Annotated in this window: 19 protein-coding genes; 2 read left to right on the forward strand and 17 right to left on the reverse strand. The window is 65.1% G+C overall.

The window, feature by feature from the left end:
- Positions 1-98: 98 nt before the first annotated feature.
- The 15 genes from iaaH to K359_RS0103295 form a co-directional block, all read right to left on the reverse strand.
- Positions 99-1529 (reverse strand): indoleacetamide hydrolase, encoded by a 1431-nt coding sequence (gene iaaH, locus K359_RS0103220; protein WP_029078055.1) that lies wholly within the window; start codon positions 1527-1529, stop codon positions 99-101.
- Positions 1530-1562: 33 nt separating this feature from the next.
- Positions 1563-2894 (reverse strand): phenylacetate--CoA ligase PaaK, encoded by a 1332-nt coding sequence (paaK, locus tag K359_RS0103225; protein ID WP_029078056.1) that lies wholly within the window; start codon positions 2892-2894, stop codon positions 1563-1565.
- A gap of 16 nt (positions 2895-2910) precedes the next feature.
- Entirely contained in the window at positions 2911-3369 is a 459-nt protein-coding gene (gene paaI / locus K359_RS0103230) for a hydroxyphenylacetyl-CoA thioesterase PaaI (protein ID WP_029078057.1), read from the reverse strand.
- Between the two features lie 201 nt (positions 3370-3570).
- Complete coding sequence (paaE, locus tag K359_RS0103240; protein WP_035975974.1) at positions 3571-4647, reverse strand: 1,2-phenylacetyl-CoA epoxidase subunit PaaE; 1077 nt, start codon at positions 4645-4647, stop codon at positions 3571-3573.
- 2 nt (positions 4648-4649) lie between these two features.
- Positions 4650-5153: a 1,2-phenylacetyl-CoA epoxidase subunit PaaD gene (gene paaD / locus K359_RS0103245; protein WP_029078059.1), complete on the reverse strand. Its 504-nt coding sequence runs from the start codon at positions 5151-5153 to the stop codon at positions 4650-4652.
- Positions 5147-5923 carry a 1,2-phenylacetyl-CoA epoxidase subunit PaaC gene (paaC, locus tag K359_RS0103250; protein WP_029078060.1) on the reverse strand — a complete coding sequence of 259 codons (777 nt, stop codon included), beginning with the start codon at positions 5921-5923 and terminating at the stop codon, positions 5147-5149. The genes paaD and paaC overlap by 7 nt, the downstream gene beginning before the upstream one ends.
- Before the next feature lie 142 nt (positions 5924-6065).
- A complete protein-coding gene (gene paaB, locus K359_RS0103255; RefSeq protein WP_016842890.1) occupies positions 6066-6353 on the reverse strand; it encodes a 1,2-phenylacetyl-CoA epoxidase subunit PaaB in 288 nt (95 codons plus the stop codon).
- 12 nt (positions 6354-6365) lie between these two features.
- Positions 6366-7358, reverse strand: coding sequence for a 1,2-phenylacetyl-CoA epoxidase subunit PaaA (gene paaA, locus K359_RS0103260; protein ID WP_029078061.1), 993 nt, complete (start codon positions 7356-7358; stop codon positions 6366-6368).
- Between the two features lie 76 nt (positions 7359-7434).
- Entirely contained in the window at positions 7435-8304 is an 870-nt protein-coding gene (gene paaX, locus K359_RS0103265) for a phenylacetic acid degradation operon negative regulatory protein PaaX (RefSeq protein ID WP_029078062.1), read from the reverse strand.
- A gap of 210 nt (positions 8305-8514) precedes the next feature.
- A complete protein-coding gene (locus K359_RS0103270; RefSeq protein ID WP_029078063.1) occupies positions 8515-9285 on the reverse strand; it encodes a triacylglycerol lipase in 771 nt (256 codons plus the stop codon).
- Positions 9286-9489: 204 nt separating this feature from the next.
- On the reverse strand, positions 9490-10773 hold the full coding sequence (locus K359_RS0103275) for a DUF445 domain-containing protein (RefSeq protein ID WP_029078064.1): 1284 nt from the start codon (positions 10771-10773) through the stop codon (positions 9490-9492).
- A gap of 192 nt (positions 10774-10965) precedes the next feature.
- Positions 10966-11442 (reverse strand): phasin, encoded by a 477-nt coding sequence (locus K359_RS0103280; RefSeq protein ID WP_029078065.1) that lies wholly within the window; start codon positions 11440-11442, stop codon positions 10966-10968.
- 181 nt (positions 11443-11623) lie between these two features.
- A complete protein-coding gene (locus K359_RS0103285; RefSeq protein ID WP_029078066.1) occupies positions 11624-12220 on the reverse strand; it encodes a GNAT family N-acetyltransferase in 597 nt (198 codons plus the stop codon).
- Positions 12217-13299 (reverse strand): alpha/beta hydrolase, encoded by a 1083-nt coding sequence (locus K359_RS0103290; protein WP_029078067.1) that lies wholly within the window; start codon positions 13297-13299, stop codon positions 12217-12219. Before K359_RS0103290 ends, K359_RS0103285 begins: the two co-directional genes overlap by 4 nt.
- Positions 13296-13679 carry a hypothetical protein gene (locus tag K359_RS0103295; protein WP_029078068.1) on the reverse strand — a complete coding sequence of 128 codons (384 nt, stop codon included), beginning with the start codon at positions 13677-13679 and terminating at the stop codon, positions 13296-13298. The genes K359_RS0103290 and K359_RS0103295 overlap by 4 nt, the downstream gene beginning before the upstream one ends.
- Before the next feature lie 171 nt (positions 13680-13850).
- Here K359_RS0103295 and K359_RS0103300 point away from each other — a divergent pair, with 171 nt between their 5' ends.
- Together K359_RS0103300 and K359_RS0103305 are read left to right on the forward strand one after the other, a co-directional pair.
- Complete coding sequence (locus K359_RS0103300; RefSeq protein ID WP_156928336.1) at positions 13851-14777, forward strand: alpha/beta fold hydrolase; 927 nt, start codon at positions 13851-13853, stop codon at positions 14775-14777.
- Positions 14778-15065: 288 nt separating this feature from the next.
- Positions 15066-15461 carry a nuclear transport factor 2 family protein gene (locus tag K359_RS0103305; RefSeq protein WP_371261125.1) on the forward strand — a complete coding sequence of 132 codons (396 nt, stop codon included), beginning with the start codon at positions 15066-15068 and terminating at the stop codon, positions 15459-15461.
- A gap of 318 nt (positions 15462-15779) precedes the next feature.
- Here K359_RS0103305 and K359_RS0103310 read toward each other — a convergent pair whose 3' ends face one another.
- Both K359_RS0103310 and K359_RS0103315 read right to left on the reverse strand, forming a co-directional pair.
- On the reverse strand, positions 15780-16874 hold the full coding sequence (locus K359_RS0103310) for a branched-chain amino acid ABC transporter permease (protein ID WP_156928337.1): 1095 nt from the start codon (positions 16872-16874) through the stop codon (positions 15780-15782).
- The gene (locus K359_RS0103315; RefSeq protein WP_029078072.1) at positions 16871-17737 is read right to left on the reverse strand and encodes a branched-chain amino acid ABC transporter permease; all 867 of its coding nucleotides are present in this window, start codon (positions 17735-17737) and stop codon (positions 16871-16873) included. The genes K359_RS0103310 and K359_RS0103315 overlap by 4 nt, the downstream gene beginning before the upstream one ends.

The raw sequence follows: 17737 nt of genomic DNA on the forward strand, positions 1-17737 counted from the left end.
GCGCCGCAAAGCACGCGGATCGTGGCGGCCAGACGGCCTCAGACCATGACTAATCGACTGACCGACCAATTCAAGGGGCTTGTTGCGAGCCGGTGGACTCAGAGCTTCGGCGGCGGGGCCGTGCCCAGGATCGCCTCAATCGACAAGCCGAGCCCGAGCAGTCTGGCATCGCTGCCGACCGCACCATCGATCTCGAGCCCGAGTGGCAAGCCGCCCGGCGTCATTCCGGCATAGAGCGACAAGCCGGGAAGGCCGGCATTGCTGCCGGGATCGGTGTTGCGGATCATGGTGCCGAAAGTCGGCGCCGGCTCGCCGCCATTGACCGACACGTCGCCGGACCCGTTCTTTTCATCGATGACCGACGCAGGCGCGATCGTGGTCGGAAACAGGATGGCATCCAGTTTGTTGTCCCTGATATAGGCGGCATAGATCGCCTGCAGCGCCGGCCGCTGCACCTTGATCGCATCATCATAGGCGGCGCCGAAGGCGTCCGTGGTAATGGCCCCGAACGCGCCGATGACGTCGGGGCTGGCGACCTTCGCGGCGATATCGGCAAGCGTGATTCCCTCGATCCCGGAGGCGGCGAGCCAGGCCGGAATATCGGCGATCGGTTCATGCAGCGCGACCACGAAGGACACCTTGCCGTTCTGCTCGAACAGGTCAGGTATATCGACATCGACCAGCACCACGCCAGCCGCCGTGAGCCGTGCGCAGGCTGCGCGGGCGACAGCCTCGACGTCGCGATCGAGGCCGCTCCAGAAGCAGGCGGGAATGCCGAGACGCACGCCGCGCAACGGAATGCCAGTGGCGAGCGGCGTGCCTGTAATCACGGCATCGAGCAGCGCGACATCGGCGACCGTGCGGCCCATCGGGCCGACGGTGTCGCGGGTATGGCTGATCGGAACCACCTGATTGTCATCGTGGTAGCGCCGCTCGGCGCCGCCATTGCCGACCGACGGCCGCAAGCCGACGGTGCCGGTCAGCGCCGCGGGCACGCGGGTCGAGCCGCCGGTGTCGGATCCGAGGCCACAGGTGGCGATACGCGCGGCGATCGCCGCGGACGTTCCGCCCGACGATCCGCCGGGGATCCGGCTGGTGTCGTACGGATTCCTCACCGGTCCCGCGAACGGCGCGAGATTGGTGCTGGTGATGCCGAAGGCGAGCTCATGCAAATTGGTCTTGCCGATGACGACAGCACCCGCGTCGAGCAGCTTTTGCAGCGACGGCGCATTGCGCGCAGGTCGCGCGTGTTGCAGCGCCGCCGTGCCGCCCGATGTCGGCAGATCTGATGTGTTGATGTTGTCCTTGACGACGATGGGCAGGCCGGCAAGCGCACCGGTCCGTGCGCCGGAATCCACCTCGCGTGCCGCGGCAAGTGCGCCGTCCCGGTTCAGCAGGATGAAGGCATTGAGTTGCTTGAGCCGCTCGGCGCGATCGAGCGCCGCCTCCACGACGCTGACCGCCGTCACCTTCCCGTCGCGGATCGCCGCCACGATCTCAGCGGCGGTCGTTTCAGTCGAATTTGCCATCGAACCCTGCGCCCTCTTGCTATGGGCGCAAGGCTAGGCTTTCGGCCGCTTGTCGTAAACACGTTTCGCCTTGCCGAGCGACCGTTCCAGCGTCTCGGGGGCGACAACGCGGATGCGGGTGGAGATGCCGATCGTGTTCTTGATGAAGCCGGAGAGTTTCTCGGCGTGCGCCGTCAGCCCTTCGCCGTCCCAGCTCTCGGGCCGGGCTTCGGCGAGCACCGTCATCTCGTCCATGCGGCCCTCGCGGGTCAATTCAATTACAAAGTGGCCGCCGCACCAGTCGGTCGCCAGCAGGGCCTCCTCGATCTGGGTCGGGAACACGTTGACGCCGCGCAGGATGATCATGTCGTCGGAACGGCCGGTCACCTTCTCCATCCGCCGCATGCCGGGCCGCGCCGTGCCCGGCAACAGCCGCGTCAGGTCGCGGGTGCGGTAGCGGATGATCGGAAAGCCTTCCTTGGTCAGCGAGGTGAACACCAGCTCGCCCTTCTCGCCGTCAGCAAGCACCTTGCCGGTCAGGGGGTCGATCACCTCGGGGTAGAAGTGGTCTTCCCAGATGTGCAGGCCGTCCTTGGTCTCCACGCATTCCTGCGCGACGCCGGGGCCCATCACCTCCGACAGCCCGTAGATGTCGGTGGCGTCCATGTCGAAGGCGTGCTCGATCTCGACGCGCATCGCGTTGGTCCATGGCTCGGCGCCGAAGATGCCGAACTTCAGCGATGATTTTCGCGGATCGAGCCCCTGCCGTTTGAACTCGTCGAGGATCGCCAGCATGTAGCTTGGCGTCACCGTGATGATGTCGGGCTTGAAATCGTTGATCAGCTGCACCTGCCGTTCGGTCATGCCACCGGAGATCGGGATCACCGTGCAGCCGAGCCGCTCGGCGCCGTAATGCGCACCGAGACCGCCGGTGAACAGGCCATAGCCATAGGCATTGTGCATCAGCATGCCGGTGCGGCCGCCGGCGGCGCGGATCGAGCGCGCCATCACGTCGGCCCAGGTGTCGATGTCGGCCCTGGTGTAGCCGACCACGATCGGCTTGCCGGTCGTGCCTGATGAAGCATGGACCCGCACCAGCTGCTCGCGCGGCACCGCGAACATGTTGAAGGGATAATTGTCGCGCAGATCGGTCTTCACCGTGAAGGGAAACTTGGCGAGATCGGCAAGCTGCCTGAAGTCGGACGGGTGCACGCCGGCGGCGTCGAAGCTTTTCTTGTAGTGCGCGACATTGTCATAGGCATGCTTGAGCGACCAGGCGAGCCGCCTGGTCTGCAACGCCATGATCTCGTCGCGCGAGGCGCGTTCGGCACCGTCGAGCTCGGCGTGATAGCCGCTATCCCTGACGTTGAGCTTTGCCGTCACCATCACATATCTCCCGAAATCATGATGCCTTGATATCCGTGTCCGGCAGCCAGGTGCCTTGTATCACGCGCGAATGTCCGCGGAATTCGGCGATCACGCCGTCGCCGGCGGTGACGCGCACGTCATAAATCCCGGAACGGCCGCTGCGCGAGATCTCGCGCGCGCTCGCCACCAGACGGTCGCCGAGCTTGCCGGGCCGGATGAAGGTGATGTTGCCCTGCGCCGCCACCGCGCGATCGTTGCGGCTGTTGCAGGCAAAGGCGAAGGCGGAGTCGGCCAGCGTGAAGATGTAGCCGCCATGACAGATGCGCTGTCCGTTGACCATGTGCGGAAGCACCGTCATCGCCATCGTAGCCTGTCCCGGCCTGATCTCGACGAGCTCCATGCCGAGGCCCTTGCTGGCGTCGTCTTCCTTCCACATCGCATCCGCGCAGGCGCGGGCGACGTCCTCGGGCGATAGCGTGGCCTTCACGTTCACATCGAACTCCCTGTGCGCGGGCCCGTTGCAAGGGCCTCTTGGTGTCACATCAGTGTTGGGCGCGACGCGTGAGGCGTCAACGCTACTTCCGTCATTCCGGGATGGTCCGAAGGACCAGACCCGGAATCTCGAGATTCCCCGATGCGCCATTGCGCATCTGCGGTTCGATGCTGCGCATCGCCCCGGAATGACGATCAATAACTAGACGTGGTCGTAGTCGACCACGACCTTGCCGGAGCACGGCTTGGCCTGGCAGGTGAGGATGAACCCCGCCTTCAGCTCCCACGGCTCCAGCGAATAGTTCAGATCCATCGGCGCCTCGCCTTCGACCAGCTTGGCGCGGCAGGTCGAGCACATGCCGCCCTTGCAGGCGAACGGCAGGTCCATGCCGGCCCGCAGCGCGGCGTCGAGGATCGACTCGCCGTCGGCCACCGGGACCTCGCGGCGCTTGCCGTCGATGATCAATCCGGCGATTGCCTTCGGCGGCGCGCCGGCGGGAACGACCACTTTCGGACGCGGCTTGCCGCCGAACTCCGAGACGAAGCGTTCGACATGGATGCGCTCGTCGGCGATGCCGATCTCGCGGCAGGTCGCCTCGATGATCTCGCTCATCGCGGCCGGGCCGCAGACGAAGACGTGATCGACGGTCGCGGCCGGCACCAGTGAGCGCAGCAGCACCCGCACCTTCTCGCCGTCGAGCCGGCCGTGCAGGATCGGAATGTCCTGCTCCTCGCCCGAGATGACGTGGAACACCGACAGCCGCTGCATGAAGCGGTCCTTCAGCTCCTCCAGCTCCTCACGGAACATGACGCCTTCGGTCGAGCGGTTGCCGTAGAACAGGAAGAAGCGGCTGTCCGGCTCGCGCGCCAGCACGCCCTTGACGATCGAGAGGATCGGCGTGATGCCGCTGCCGGCGGCGAAGCCGACATAGGTCCGCGCCTCGCCGGGTGCATGCGCGACCCCGAAACGGCCGGTCGGCGTCATCACGTCGAGCTCATCGCCGGCCTTCAACTCGTCGGCGGCCCAGTTCGAGAAGGCGCCGCCATCGACCTTCTTCACCGCAATGCGCAGCTCGCCATCGTCGGGGCCGGAGCAGATCGAGTAGGAGCGGCGAACCTCCTCGCCGTCCATGGTGGTGCGCAGCGTCAGATATTGTCCCGGCGTGAAGCGGTAGTCGCCTTGCAGATCGTCGGGGATCGCAAAGCTCATCGAGATGGCGTCCGACGCCTCGCGGCGCAGATCGCTGACGGACAGACGGTGAAAGCGCGGAGTCGACATGGTCAATGACACTTGAAGTAGTCGAAGGGTTCACGGCAGCTCTTGCAACGCCACAGCGCCTTGCAGGAGGTCGAGCCGAATTCGGACAGCAGTTCGGTATCGCCCGATCCGCATTGCGGGCACGCCACCTGCTGCTCGCCGAACAGCGCGCGGCGCGAGGAGCCTGGCAGCGGCGGCGCGATGCCGTATTCCCTGAGCTTGCGGCGGCCGTCCTCGCTCATCCAGTCGGTGGTCCAGGCCGGCGACAGCACGGTGCGCACCTTCGGCCGGTGAATGCCTTCGCGCTCCAGTGCCAGCTCGATCTCGAGCGCAATCATGTTCATTGCCGGACAGCCGGAATAGGTCGGTGTGATCGCGACCTCGACATGACCGTCGTGGACGGCAACGTCGCGCAGCACGCCGAGATCGGCGATGGTCAGCACCGGGATTTCGGGATCGACCACCTGCGCGGCGGCGCTCCAGGCGCGCCGGCGCAGATCGGCATCGCTGAGTGCCGCCGTCACCATGTTGCCCCCGGAAAGGTCCGCTGCATCGACTGCAGCTCGCTGAGGAGATGGCCGAGATGCTCGCTGTGCCGGCCGCTGCGGCCGCCCTGCTGCATCCAGTTGCCGGATGGCAGCGCCAGCGTCGCCTCGTTGACGATGCCGGTGACCGTCTTCAGCCAGCGCGGCTGCAGCACCGCAGGGTCGATCGCGATGCCGGCATCGATCAGGCTGCGCTCGCCGTCGTCGACCGCGAACATCTCGCCGGTATAGGCCCAGAGGTCATCGATCGCGTCCTGCGCACGGCGATGGCTCTCCTCGGTGCCGTCGCCGAGACGGACGATCCATTCCGACGAATGCCGCAGGTGATAGGCGCTCTCCTTCTCCGACTTCGCCGCAATCGCGGCAAACGTCGGATCGGCGGACGCCATCATCGCGCGCCAGTAGAGATCGGCAAACGCCGCGTAGAAGAACTGCCGCACCATGGTGCGGGCAAAGTCGCCATTCGGCTGCTCGACCAGCAGGAGATTGCGATACTGCCTGACGTCGCGCAGATAGGCGAACTTGTCCTCATCATTGCCCCGGCCTTCGACCTTGGCGGCGTAAGTGTAGAGCTCCCGGGCCTGGCCGAGCAGGTCGAGGCCCATATTTGCGAGCGCCATGTCCTCTTCCATCGCGGGCGCATGGCCGCACCATTCGGAGAGACGATGGCCAAGGATCAGCGTATCGTCGGCACGGCGCAGCGCGTACAGCACCAGCGGCGTTTCGGAGACTTCGATATTGGCGGTTGCCATGTTCTCTATTCCACCTGCATCCACTTGCTCGACGTCATCCTGAGGAGCCTGCGCAGCAGGCGTCTCGAAGGATGGCCGCGATTGCGATCGGGGCGTCATTTCGAGACGGCGCTACGCGCCTCCTCACCATGACGGATGAGAGTCACATATGCCCGACTTCGTCGGGAACGTCGTAGAAGGTCGGGTGACGGTAGATCTTGGATTCCGCCGGCTCGAACATCATGCCCTTCTCGGACGGGTCGGACGCGGTGATGGCATTCGACGGCACCACCCAGATCGACAGCCCCTCGCCGCGGCGGGTGTAGATGTCGCGCGCGGCCTGCAGGGCGAGCGTCGCGTCGGCCGCGTGCAGCGAACCGACGTGCTTGTGCGCAAGCCCGTTGCGGCTGCGGATGAAGACTTCCCAGAGCGGTACGTTCGGCGTGGCCATGGCGGCGCTCCCTTATTCGGCGGCTTGCGCGAGCTGGCGGCTCTTGCGCTTCTCGGCATAGGCCATCGCGGCCTCCCGCACCCAGGCGCCTTCGTCATGCGCCTTGCGGCGCGCGGCGAGGCGATCGCGGTTGCAGGGACCGTTGCCTGCCAGCACCTGCTTGAACTCGTCCCAGTCGATCGGGCTGTGTTCCCAATTGCCGTTGTCGTTCTGCTTCATGCCGGGATCTGGAATCGTCAGCCCGAGGAACTCGGCTTGCGGCACGGTGGCGTCGATGAATTTCTGGCGCAGCTCGTCGTTGGAGAAGCGCTTGATCTTCCATTTGGTCGAGGTGTCGCTGTGCTGGCTCACCTGGTCCGGCGGACCGAACATCATCAGCACCGGCCACCACCAGCGATCGAGCGCGTTCTGCGCCATTGCCTTCTGCTCCGCGGTGCCGCGGCACAACGTCACCATGATCTCGAAGCCCTGGCGCTGATGGAACGACTCTTCCTTGCAGACGCGGATCATCGCGCGCGCATAGGGCCCGTAGGAACAGCGGCACAGCGGAATCTGGTTCATGATCGCCGCGCCATCAACCAGCCAGCCGACGGTGCCGATGTCGGCCCAGGTCAGCGTCGGATAATTGAAGATCGAGGAATATTTCGCCTTGCCCGACAGCATCGCGTCGACAAGCTCCTCGCGCGAGGTGCCGAGCGTCTCGGCGGCGGCGTAGAGATAGAGCCCGTGGCCGCATTCATCCTGCACCTTGGCCAGCAGCGCGGCCTTGCGGCGCAGCGACGGCGCGCGGGTGATCCAGTTGCCTTCGGGAAGCATGCCGACGATTTCGGAATGGGCGTGCTGGGAAATCTGCCGGGTCAGCGTCTTGCGATACGCCGCGGGCATCCAGTCGTTCGGCTCGATGCGCTCGTCGGCATCGATGCGGGCCTGGAACTGACTGGCACGGGCGACATCCTCGACGCCGCGATCGTCGCCGTCGGATGAGTTGAGCGCCTGCGTGTACATGGCCGACCTCCCAGTGTGTTGTTGGGCAGGAATATATAACACAAATATCCAAATGAAAGAGGTTTTTGTAATATGTTCAGACGCCCTCGAAACGGCGGGCCACGGCCCCGTTGGGCTTCGGCAGCGGCCCGGCCTCGTTGGTGGCATGGTCGTCAAGCCATTGTTCCGACGGCGAAAGCAGCCCGCGATAGATCTCGCCGCAGAGTTTACGCGCGGCCCTGCCCGGCCAGTCCTTCGGCAACAGCTGATACGGCAGCAGCGGATCGCGCAGCACGACCCGCCGGTAGTGGTGGATCAGAAGGATGCGTGCGGTGAAGGCGTCGGCGTCGCTCAGCCTCTCGCCTCTGATGATCCAGCCGTGCAGCGGCTCGAACGTCTTCATGAACTTCAGATAGGCGTCCGCGGTGCGATCGAGCGGCCAGCTCTCGCTAAGCAGCCGGCGCCCGCTGTCGTCTTCCGCGGAGACTTCGAGACGAATCGCGCGCGACGCTTCATCGGGGATCGGAGCCCCCGACGGCGCGACCCACACGCCGGGCAGCGGGCTGCCGAAGCCGGCATTCTTCAGCGCCTCGCGCGCGGCGTCGCGGTCCTCGGCATTGCCGATCAACAACAGCTCGAAGCGGCCGGTCCAGTCCGACGGCGGCGGATCGTAGATGTGCCTGGTCGCGGTGTCGAAGGTCTGCCGTCCCCTGGCGTTCAACCGATAGAAGCTGTTGCGGCCGACCTTGTTGCGCTCGAGCCAGCCGTCGGCGGCGAGCCGCGACATCGCGGTGCGCACCACGTTGCCGTCGATGTCGAGCGACTTGAAGAATTCGAGCAGCGTGCCGAGCCACACCGAGCCGCCGCGCGGCACGATGGAATCGCCGAACACGGTGATGATGATCGAGCCCGTGCGTGACGGCTCGCGCTTCAACTGGTCGACGATGCGGGCAAGCGGCTGCGGCATGCGTCAACGCATAGCGCGTTTTGTCGATTCACGACAATGCAACCGCTCTAGCTTCTCCCTCTCCCCGCTCTTCGCGGGGAGAGGGTTGGGGTGAGGGGCTGCCTCAACAAATTGGATAGACGTGAGTGCGCGGAGGCTCCCCTCACCCGGATCGCATCTGCGATGCGCTCCGGCCTCTCCCCGCAAGCGGGGCGAGGCAAGAAAGAAGCTTTACCGATTCGGATCCGGATAGACGACGCTGCGCCAGCCGCTGCGATCGAACGGCGCCCACTCGCCTTCCTTCTGCGCGAGACGATCGGCGACCGCGTAGACCACGGCCGGGTGATGGCCCATGCCGCAGTGACTGCTCTCGACCTCGATGCTTTCGGTCATCGACGAACTCTGCTCACGGCAGCCCTGCCAGGCGCAGACGCCGTCGGTGCGGCTGAAGACCGCGGTGGTCGGCACCGGCGGCGTGCTGGCGAGCGAGCCGCCGAAACGCTGGTCCTCTTGCTCGGCGCGGCGGCCGCTGGCCATCTCGTAGACGCGCCAGGCATTGGTCGACTTCGGACCGGCGGCAAACGGGCTGCCGAGCGTGATCACCTGGCGCACGCGCTCAGGCATCATCTTGGCGAGCTGGCGCGCATAGAGGCCGCCGAGGCTCCAGCCGATCACCGAGACCTTGCGGCCGCTGGTTTCATTCATCTCCTGCAGCAGCTCGACCATCCCATCCTGCACGCCGGAACGAAGCCCGAGATTGCGGCCCTGGCGCCAGCCGCTGACGGCGTAGCCCTTGCTCCTGAGGAAGGAGCGCAGCGGCCGGGTCGACGTGTCGGAGGCAATCAGCCCCGGCAGCACCAGCACGGGATGCCCATCGCCGCGTGGCGCGAGACTCAACAGCGGCAAGGCACCAAGGAAGGCACCGAGCTCATGAATGGCGCGGCCTTCCAGAAACATCAGCGTCCTGGACGGCGGGCGTAGCGACTGCGCAGCAACGGACATTTCAACTCCTCTTCGGCACGGCCCCTGACGTCGCGGCGGCCGGCAATGGAATCAACAGGAATTGGTCAACAGGATTGACGCAAACCCGGCGGAATCGTTCCGCAACGCAACAATCAACCTTGAAAAGCTAGGGAACCGATCACTTTCATGCAAGCGGTCCTGGTCACACTTGCCACAACTTAAGTGACCTCCGTGCCCAATCGGTCACAGCAGCCGCAGCACATATTCCAGGGTGTAAAGCGCGAGCCCGGCAAGTCCGCCGATCAGCGAGCCGTTGAAGCGGATGTATTGCAGGTCCTTGCCGACATTGACCTCGATCAGCTGCAGCAATTGCTCCATGTCCCAGCTCTTCATCTGGTCGGCGATGAAGGTCGAGACGCCGCTCTTCTGCTCGGCCACGACCGCGCGCAGGATCGCGACTAGACCCTGGTTGATCTCGCCGCGCAGTTCGGCGTCGCCATCGAGTGCCTCGCCGGCCTCGACGAACATTCTCGCCAGCAGATGTTGCAGCACCTGCGACTCGCCCGAGGCGCTGCGCTCGATGAAATCCTTGACGTTGGCCCAGATCGTGCGGCCGAGATTGGCGAGCTCCGGCCGCGCCAACAGGTCGCGCTTGAGACCTTCGATGCGATCGGAGAACGCCTTGTCGCTGCCGAGCCGGTCGACGAACGACAGCAGCATGCGGTCGAACTCGCCCCTGAACGGATGCTGCGGATCGTTGCGCACTTCCTCGAAGAATTTCGTGGCCGAGGCGATGATGCGGTTCACCACGAATTTGTCGGCGCGATAAAGCCGCAGCAGCGTCGGCATCTCGGCGCGGACCTTGTCGCGGATCACAGCCATCGTCTCCTGCTGCGTCAGCGTCTGGTGCAGCACGCGCAGGATGTCGTCGAGCAGGCCGGCATGCTTGCCTTCCTGCACGAAGCCGCGCAGTGCGCCGGCGGCAAGCGGCGCGAGATCGATCGAGAGCACCTGCGTCGTGATGCGGCGGCTGATGAACTGCATCAAGCCCGAGCTCTCGGTCGCCGCAAACGCTTCGGGCAGCATCCGCAGCACGAAGCGGGCCAGATCCTCCGATCGCTTGCGGTCGCGCAGCCAGTCGGCGATGAACGAACCGAAGTCGATCTCGCGCAGCTTGGCCTCGACCGGACCGGATTCAAGGAAATTGTTCTCGATGAATTCGCCGAGCTTCTCGGCGATGCGCTCCTGATTGCTCTGGATGATCGCAGTATGCGGGATCGGCAGCCCCAGTGGCCGCTTGAACAGCGCGACGACGGCATACCAGTCGGCGAGCCCGCCGATGGTCGCGGCCTCGGCAAATGCCGCGATGAAGCCGAACACCGGATGAGTCGACAACAGCGCCTTCGACGCGATGAAAATGATGAAGGTTGCCGCCAACACGCCGGTCGCCAGCCACTTCACGCGCCGCAGCTCGGCCGCGCGCTCGGCGTCGACGGGCATTGCGATGAGGGCGACGGGAAGGGTCATCGGGACCTTCGATTGAACGACGACCTCATCCTTAAGGAGCGCGTCTCGAGGGATGAGGCCCGTATGTGGCCTCATGGTTCGAGACGGCGCAAGGGCGCCTCCTCACCATGAGGAGATGTGTGCGAGTGCACCCAAAAAGAAGGCCCGCAAAATGGCGGGCCTCCGAAAGAGCAGTTTGTCGGAAGATCGCAATCAGGCGGTCTTGCTGTAGACCTTGGCGAAGTTGTCCTGCGCGGTCTTCGCACCGTCGGTGACGAGCTTGCCGAGATACTCTGACGTGGCCTTCGCCCGCGAGACGAACAGTTCGCCACGCGCACGGACCAGGTCCGACTGGATCTGGGCGGCTTCGCTCAGCGACTTGGCCGACGCGAGCTTGTCGATGCCGGCGAAGAACGCCTCGGCGTCCTGGTAGAGCGCCTGCTGGATGTTGCGGCTGATCTTGGCGGCTTCGGTCACCGAACCGGCAACAGCGGTCTCGATCACGTTGGTCACCTTCTCGGAGCCGGCATACGCATCGGCGGCGCGGGTCTTGGCGACCTCGGCCTGCTTCTTCACGAACTCACGGGCGGCTTCCGGAACTTCCAGGTTCTGGAGCTTGGTGAACGCCTCGGTAACGGGCGCGAAGGCTTCCTTTACGCTGTTCAGCACGGAATTGGTTTCGGTGGTCATTGGGGTCTCTCCATCCTCAGGTTTGAGCTATGGGCTCACCCCGTCCGGATTGGCCCGGGGCAACAGTGTTATGACACACTCCATGGTGCGTCGCAACATAGATGTTGCATCGCGATATCACGAACACGTGAGCAGCGTGAATATCGGGCAAACTGCCTGCGGAACCGGCAGATGATGGTATTTAACCACCCCCAACTGCGCCGGGCAGCCCATAAGCCTCCATCTGGGCCCGAACCTGCGCCACATTGTGCCCAAGCACGACGATGTCGTGGGTCTTGCCCTCGACATCGCGGACATGGTCGCGCAGCAGGGCCTCCGCCTTGAAGCCGAGGCTCTCGAACAGCGCGATCGCCGCCCGCTGGTCGACTGTCATCTGTACCGAGAACTTCTCCAAGCCGGCGCCGAGCGCAATGGCGAAGGTCTCCTGCGACAGCGCCCGGCCGACGCCCTGCCCGCGGACGTCGAGCGACACCACCATGCGGATCTCTCCGACATGCGGCGACCAGGAGTGCGGATCGCGCACCAGCGTGCCGCAGCCGACCACCTTGCCGCCCTTGATCGCGAGCAGGCTCGTGATGTCGCCGCGATCGATCTCGTTGACCCAGGCCGACAGCACCTTCGGCTGGCTGATGTTGCGCGGCAGAAACAGCAGATCGTGCGTCGGCAGCTTTTGCGCGAAGGCCAGCACCGCGGCCTCGTCGGCCCTCGCCATCAGGCGGAACTCGATGTCGCCGGCCTCGGTCTTGACGTGGCGCGGATAGGAACGTTGTTCGGTCATGTCGATCTCTTACCCAACCAGGAGTCCAGTTTCGGCCACAGCCGCTTGATTGCATTGGCGCCGGCGACCAGCGAGACGTGACCGCCTTTCAGCATCACCTCCTCCTTGTCCTCGGAGCCGATCTTGGGGATGAGGTGCTTTGCCGCGTCATACGGCACGATGTGATCGTGCTCGGCGACTGCGTGCAGGATCGGCACCTTGATGTTGGCAAGCTTCGCCTCGCGGCCGCCGACCGTCATGCTGTCGTTGTAGAGCTTGTTGTCCCACATCAGGTTCTTGACGGTCTGGCGAAAATATTCTCCGGCCAGCGGCAGGGTGTCCGTGCCCCAGCGATCCATCATCCGGTAACCCTTGACGTACTCGTCGTTCCAGATGTTGTCCCACAACTGCACCTGGCTGAATACGCGCGACGCCGGCCGCAGCATGTCGAACGACGTCATGATCATGTCGCCCGGCACGTTACCAACGCTGTCGACCAGCTTGTCGACGTCGAAATATCGCCGGTCGGAGAAATTCTGAAACAGCTTCATCTCGCGGAAATCGATCGGCGTGGTGAAGCAGATCAGATTCTTCATCGGCCCGTCGTTGAAGATCGAGCCGTAGAGCAGCGACAGCACGCCGCCGAAGCAATAGCCGATCACCGAGACGTCCTGCTCGCCGGAGTCCTGCTGCACGCGGCGGACCGACTCCGGGATGAAATCGAGGACGTAGTCCTCCATGCTCAGCGTTTTCTCCTCCGGCTTCGGCGCGGTCCAGTCCAGCATGTAGACGTCGTAGCCGCGCTTGAGCATGAATTCGACGAAGCTTTGGCCCGGCACCAGATCGAGGATGTAGCCGCGGTTGGTGGTCGCCATCACGATCAGGATCGGCACGCGATAGACTTCGCTCGCCATCGGCCGGTAGTGATAGAGATTCATCGTGCCGCGCGAATACAGCACGTCCTTCGGCGTCGAGCCGAGCGCGGGACCGGAGCTCGAGATGTACTCGACGCCCTTGATGCTGCGCTGGATCGCACGCTGCACCTCGGACTGCACCCGCTCCGCGATCGAGGCGACGTCAAAACCCGTGGAAGCGTTCATTTGGGCTCTCCCTCGGATGGCGGGCGTTTGGTGCGCGGCGGCCGTGGCGTTGCGCCGAAGCCATCCCCCGGCGCCAGCGAATTGTGGTGCACCTGCTGCAGCAGCGTCTTGATCTCGTTGAGCTGGTTCTCCATCGACTGCAGGCGCTCGGCCATGCCGACGAGCTGGGCGCGGCTCGGCAGGTTCATCGCCAGAAGATACTTCTCCATCAGCTCGCCGAGCTGCCGCTGCGCGCCCGCCGCGGCACCGCCGGCCTGATTCATCAACTTGGAGAATTCCGGCGATGCCATTAACTGGTTGCCGAAGGAGTTGAACCCCTTCTCCATCTCACCCATCATCGTCTGCCAGATCACGGCAGGGTCGTTGCCCTTGTCGGCCATGCGGCGCTCCTCCACACCAAATCCGAGCGCTTGCCGCGCTTCCACTTGTTTCCGCCATACGACACTGTTGCCGTGGATCGGTCAACAGCACGGCGCGCCCGCAGTGGGGAGGCCCTTCTGCGCCGCATCAAAGCGTGGCATAGAGGTTCCTGACCGCGATACCAGCAGGGGATGCCCGTGACCACGCTCGCCCATCAGCCGCCGCAGCTCGCCCGCGCCAATGGCATCGACATCTGCTACGAGATTTTTGGCGATGCGAATGCCGAGCCGCTGCTGCTGATCATGGGGCTCGGCGCCCAGATGATCCATTGGGACGACGAATTCTGCCGCCAGCTCGCCGCGCGCGGCTTTCGCGTGATCCGATTCGACAACAGGGATATCGGCAAGTCCTCCCGCCTGAGCGGCGGCAAGCGGCTGTCCGCGCTCGAGCTGCTCAAGCTGCGCTTCCTGAAGATCCCGGTCGCGGCGCCGTACCGGCTGATCGACATGGCGCGGGACACCGTCGGCTTGATGGACGCACTCGGCATCCGCACCGCGCATCTGGTCGGCGCCTCGATGGGCGGCATGATCGCGCAGGAGGTTGCGATCACCTTCCCCGAGCGCGTGCGCTCGCTGACCTCGATCATGTCGACTACGGGCAACCCGAAGATACCTGGGCCGACCCGCGAGGCGACCGCGGTGCTGATGGCGCCGCCACCGAAGAGCAAGGAGGAGTATTTCGCGCGCTTCGGTCAGACCTGGAAGGTGCTGCGCAACGGCTCGTTCCCGGAGGATGAGGCGCTCGACCCCGAGCGCGCGCGGCGCACCTTTGAGCGCGGCCTCAATCCGGAAGGCGTCGGCCGCCAGCTGCGCGCCATCCTCGCCTCCGGCAGCCGCAAGGAACGGCTGCGCGGCGTCAAGGCGCCGACGCTGGTGATCCACGGCACCGTCGATCCGCTGGTGCATCCCGAAGGCGGCAAGGACACTGCGGTCTCGATCCCGGGCGCAAAGCTCGTGATGGTCGAGGGTATGGGCCATGCGCTGCCGATCCCGATGTGGCCGCAGATCATCGATGCCATCGACAGGCACGCGCATGGTGCGGCCGCCAAGGCGGCGTGAGGCCGGAGCGTCTTCGAGCGAAGTGGATACCGGTTCGCGTGAAGAAAACGCGTCCAAAACCAGAATCGAGAACCCCGTTCCGATTCAATCGGAACGGGGTTCCGGTATCTTCTGGTAACCATGTGAGCCAGGGGTGCGTTCTTCCGGGCGCCGCGTAGAGGCTGTAGAGAGCGCAGTGCGGCGTGCGGGTCGCACGCCATCAGCCTCGGGAGTTACCAGATGAACGCCATCCTCCGGCCGCGGACAGCGGTCGCCGCTCTCCTCCTCGCGCTCGCGTCCTCCGCCGCGATGGCCGCCACCAGCGAAGCGCAGCAGGAAGCCAACCGCAAGGCGGTGCTGGCCTTCTACGAGAAGGGGCTGAACCAGAAGGACGCCGGCGCGGCGCTCGCCTATGTCGGCAACCGCTATGTGCAGCACAATCCCGGCGCGGCCGACGGCCCAGAGGGCTTCCGCAAGTTCATCGGCTTCCTGCGCGAGAAGTTTCCGAACTCGCACAGCGAGATCAAGCGTTCGTTCGTCGATGGCGACTACGTGATCCTGCACGTCCATGCCGTGCGCGAGCCCGGCACCCGCGGCAATGCGATTGTCGACATCTTCAAGCTCGAGGACGGCAAGATCGTCGAGCATTGGGACGTGGTGCAGCCCGTTCCGGAAAATCCGGCGAACAACAACACGATGTTTTGAGGCGCGCGATAGCGAGACACGATTCCGGCGTCGTCCTGGCGAAAGCCAAAACGACGCGTCGCTGTTAGTCCAGTCATCCTTAGGTGCTCGGGGAGGCAGCGAATTTCTCCCTCGTCGTCCCGGCGAAAGCCGGGGCCCATAACCACAGGGTTGAGTTGTTGAACAAGGGTGTGGCCGTAGCGTAGCGCAACAATGACTTTCGGTGGTTATGGGTCCCGGCTTTCGCCGGGACGACATCGAGTATGTTGCGTCATCGAGAGTCATACATTCACACTCTCTCAGGATGACGGTGTGACGACGTGGATCGCGCAACCGGACCTATCGGCCGCGGCCAAGCCAGCGCTGCGTCGGGAACAGCTGGAGCTGCCAGCGGCGCGCCGCTGCGCCCCACACGCCCCTCGGCATGAACAGCATGATCAGGATGGCGAGCGTGCCGAGCACCACCAGATACAGGCTGCCGTACTGGGCGAGATAGGTCAGGAGCCCCCAGAGCAGGAGCACACCGACCATCGGTCCCTCGATGGTGCGTACGCCGCCGATCACCACGATGAAGATCACATAGGCAGTCCAGTCGGTGACGCTGAACGCGGCGTCGGGCGATATCCGCGCCTTCTGCAGATAGACCAGCGCGCCGACCATGCCGGTCGCGAAGGCAACCGCGATCCACAGCACGTGGCGGATCCGCGCGGTGCGCACGCCGACGCTGCGCGCCGCCGCCGCATTGTCGCGGCTTGCCGCCAGCGCGAGCCCAAGCCGCGAACGCATGAAGGCGTAGATGCCGAGCGTCACCAGCACGGCGATTAGCAGCGCAAGCCAGTAGACCAGCACGTCGCGCGCTGCCGCCGGCCGCAGGCCGAGCAGCGCCTGCACCGCCTTCAGCCCGACCATCTGCGACAGCTCGTTGGGCGAGATCGACATCCCGGTGCCGCCGCCGAGCGACTTGAACTGCGCGCAGATCAGCCGCAGCGCTTCGGCGGCGACCCAGCTGCCGATCGCGAAATATGGCCCTTCCAGCCGGAACAGCAGCGGCCCGAGCACCGCCGCGACCAGCGCCGCGAACAGACCAGCCAGCGGGATCGCCGCGACAGGATCGAGTCCGGCCATCACGATGCCGGCAAACAGCGCATAGGCGCCGAGCCCGACAAACGCCTGCTGCCCGACCGACACCAGCCCGCCCCAGCCGGCCAGCACGTTCCAGAGCTGCGCCAAGGTCAGCATGGTGAAGACGAAGATCAGGTCCTGGATCAGGTTGCGTGATGCGATCGCAGGCAGCGCGGCCAGCACCACGACCAGCGCGATGCCGGCCACAGCCGCAATGCGCGACAGCCGCGTGCCGACCCGAACCTGCCACACCGGCGCGTCCGCCGGGCGCTCCTCCCGGCTTGCCGGGATACGGATGCTTTCGACACTCATGTCCGCCTCGCCGGGAACAGACCGCGCGGCCGCACCATCAGCACGGCAAGGAAGGCGAGATGGCCGGCCAGGATCTGCCATTCCGGATTGATCCGCGCTCCGATCGCCTGGGCGAGCCCGAGCACGATGCCACCGGCCAGCGTTCCCCACAGGCTGCCGAGGCCGCCGATGATCACGGCCTCGAACGCGTAGAGCAGCCGCGCCGGGCCGATCGACGGATCGAAGCTGGCGCGGATGCCGAACACGATCGCGGCGATCACCGACACCGCAAGCGATAGTCCCACCGCGATGGCGTAGACATTGCGCTCATTGACGCCCATCAATTGCGCGATCGCGGGATTGTCGGCGGTGGCGCGGAAGGCGCGGCCGAGCGAGGTGCGATAGAAGATCAGCTGCAGCAGCGCGACGGCGGCGATCGCCGTCACCAGCGCGGTCAGCGGCGCCAGTCCGACGCTCAGGCCCGGGGCCAGCGTCACCGATGAGGATTCGAAGGCGCCTGCCTGCAGGCGGCGGCTGTCGGCGCCGTAGCCGAGCAGCAGCCCGTTCTGGATCACGATCGACAGGCCGAAGGTGACGAGCAGCGGCGGCAGGATGTCGTCGCCGAGCACCCGCTCCAGCACCAGCCGCTGCAGCACGAAGCCGAGCGCGAACATCGCCACGACGACCAGCAGGGATGCGGCCGCAAGCGGCAGACCGAGCGCCGTGGTGGCGCTGAGCACCAGATAGGCCGCAAGCAGGATCAGATCGCCATGCGCCAGATTGACAAGGCGCATGATGCCGAAGATCAGCGACAAGCCAAGCGCGAACAGCGCATAGACGCCGCCGAGCAGCACGCCTTCGATGATGGTGTCGAACCCGCTCAT

The organism is Bradyrhizobium sp. th-b2 (assembly GCF_000426785.1).
In the GTDB taxonomy this organism is placed as follows: Bacteria; Pseudomonadota; Alphaproteobacteria; order Rhizobiales; family Xanthobacteraceae; genus Bradyrhizobium; species Bradyrhizobium septentrionale.

What these genes read in the sequence shown, in the direction of transcription:
- K359_RS0103290 (WP_029078067.1), bottom strand. Translation starts at nt 13,299, where the DNA reads ATGAACGCTTCCACGGGTTTTGACGTCGCCTCGATCGCGGAGCGGGTG.
- paaE (WP_035975974.1), bottom strand. Translation starts at nt 4,647, where the DNA reads ATGTCGACTCCGCGCTTTCACCGTCTGTCCGTCAGCGATCTGCGCCGC.
- iaaH (WP_029078055.1), bottom strand. Translation starts at nt 1,529, where the DNA reads ATGGCAAATTCGACTGAAACGACCGCCGCTGAGATCGTGGCGGCGATC.
- paaX (WP_029078062.1), bottom strand. Translation starts at nt 8,304, where the DNA reads ATGCCGCAGCCGCTTGCCCGCATCGTCGACCAGTTGAAGCGCGAGCCG.
- K359_RS0103305 (WP_371261125.1), top strand. Translation starts at nt 15,066, where the DNA reads ATGGCCGCCACCAGCGAAGCGCAGCAGGAAGCCAACCGCAAGGCGGTG.
- paaB (WP_016842890.1), bottom strand. Translation starts at nt 6,353, where the DNA reads ATGGCCACGCCGAACGTACCGCTCTGGGAAGTCTTCATCCGCAGCCGC.
- K359_RS0103270 (WP_029078063.1), bottom strand. Translation starts at nt 9,285, where the DNA reads ATGTCCGTTGCTGCGCAGTCGCTACGCCCGCCGTCCAGGACGCTGATG.
- paaC (WP_029078060.1), bottom strand. Translation starts at nt 5,923, where the DNA reads ATGGCAACCGCCAATATCGAAGTCTCCGAAACGCCGCTGGTGCTGTAC.
- paaK (WP_029078056.1), bottom strand. Translation starts at nt 2,894, where the DNA reads ATGGTGACGGCAAAGCTCAACGTCAGGGATAGCGGCTATCACGCCGAG.
- K359_RS0103295 (WP_029078068.1), bottom strand. Translation starts at nt 13,679, where the DNA reads ATGGCCGACAAGGGCAACGACCCTGCCGTGATCTGGCAGACGATGATG.
- K359_RS0103300 (WP_156928336.1), top strand. Translation starts at nt 13,851, where the DNA reads ATGCCCGTGACCACGCTCGCCCATCAGCCGCCGCAGCTCGCCCGCGCC.
- paaD (WP_029078059.1), bottom strand. Translation starts at nt 5,153, where the DNA reads ATGGTGACGGCGGCACTCAGCGATGCCGATCTGCGCCGGCGCGCCTGG.
- paaA (WP_029078061.1), bottom strand. Translation starts at nt 7,358, where the DNA reads ATGTACACGCAGGCGCTCAACTCATCCGACGGCGACGATCGCGGCGTC.
- K359_RS0103285 (WP_029078066.1), bottom strand. Translation starts at nt 12,220, where the DNA reads ATGACCGAACAACGTTCCTATCCGCGCCACGTCAAGACCGAGGCCGGC.
- K359_RS0103275 (WP_029078064.1), bottom strand. Translation starts at nt 10,773, where the DNA reads ATGACCCTTCCCGTCGCCCTCATCGCAATGCCCGTCGACGCCGAGCGC.
- K359_RS0103280 (WP_029078065.1), bottom strand. Translation starts at nt 11,442, where the DNA reads ATGACCACCGAAACCAATTCCGTGCTGAACAGCGTAAAGGAAGCCTTC.
- K359_RS0103315 (WP_029078072.1), bottom strand. Translation starts at nt 17,737, where the DNA reads ATGAGCGGGTTCGACACCATCATCGAAGGCGTGCTGCTCGGCGGCGTC.
- K359_RS0103310 (WP_156928337.1), bottom strand. Translation starts at nt 16,874, where the DNA reads ATGAGTGTCGAAAGCATCCGTATCCCGGCAAGCCGGGAGGAGCGCCCG.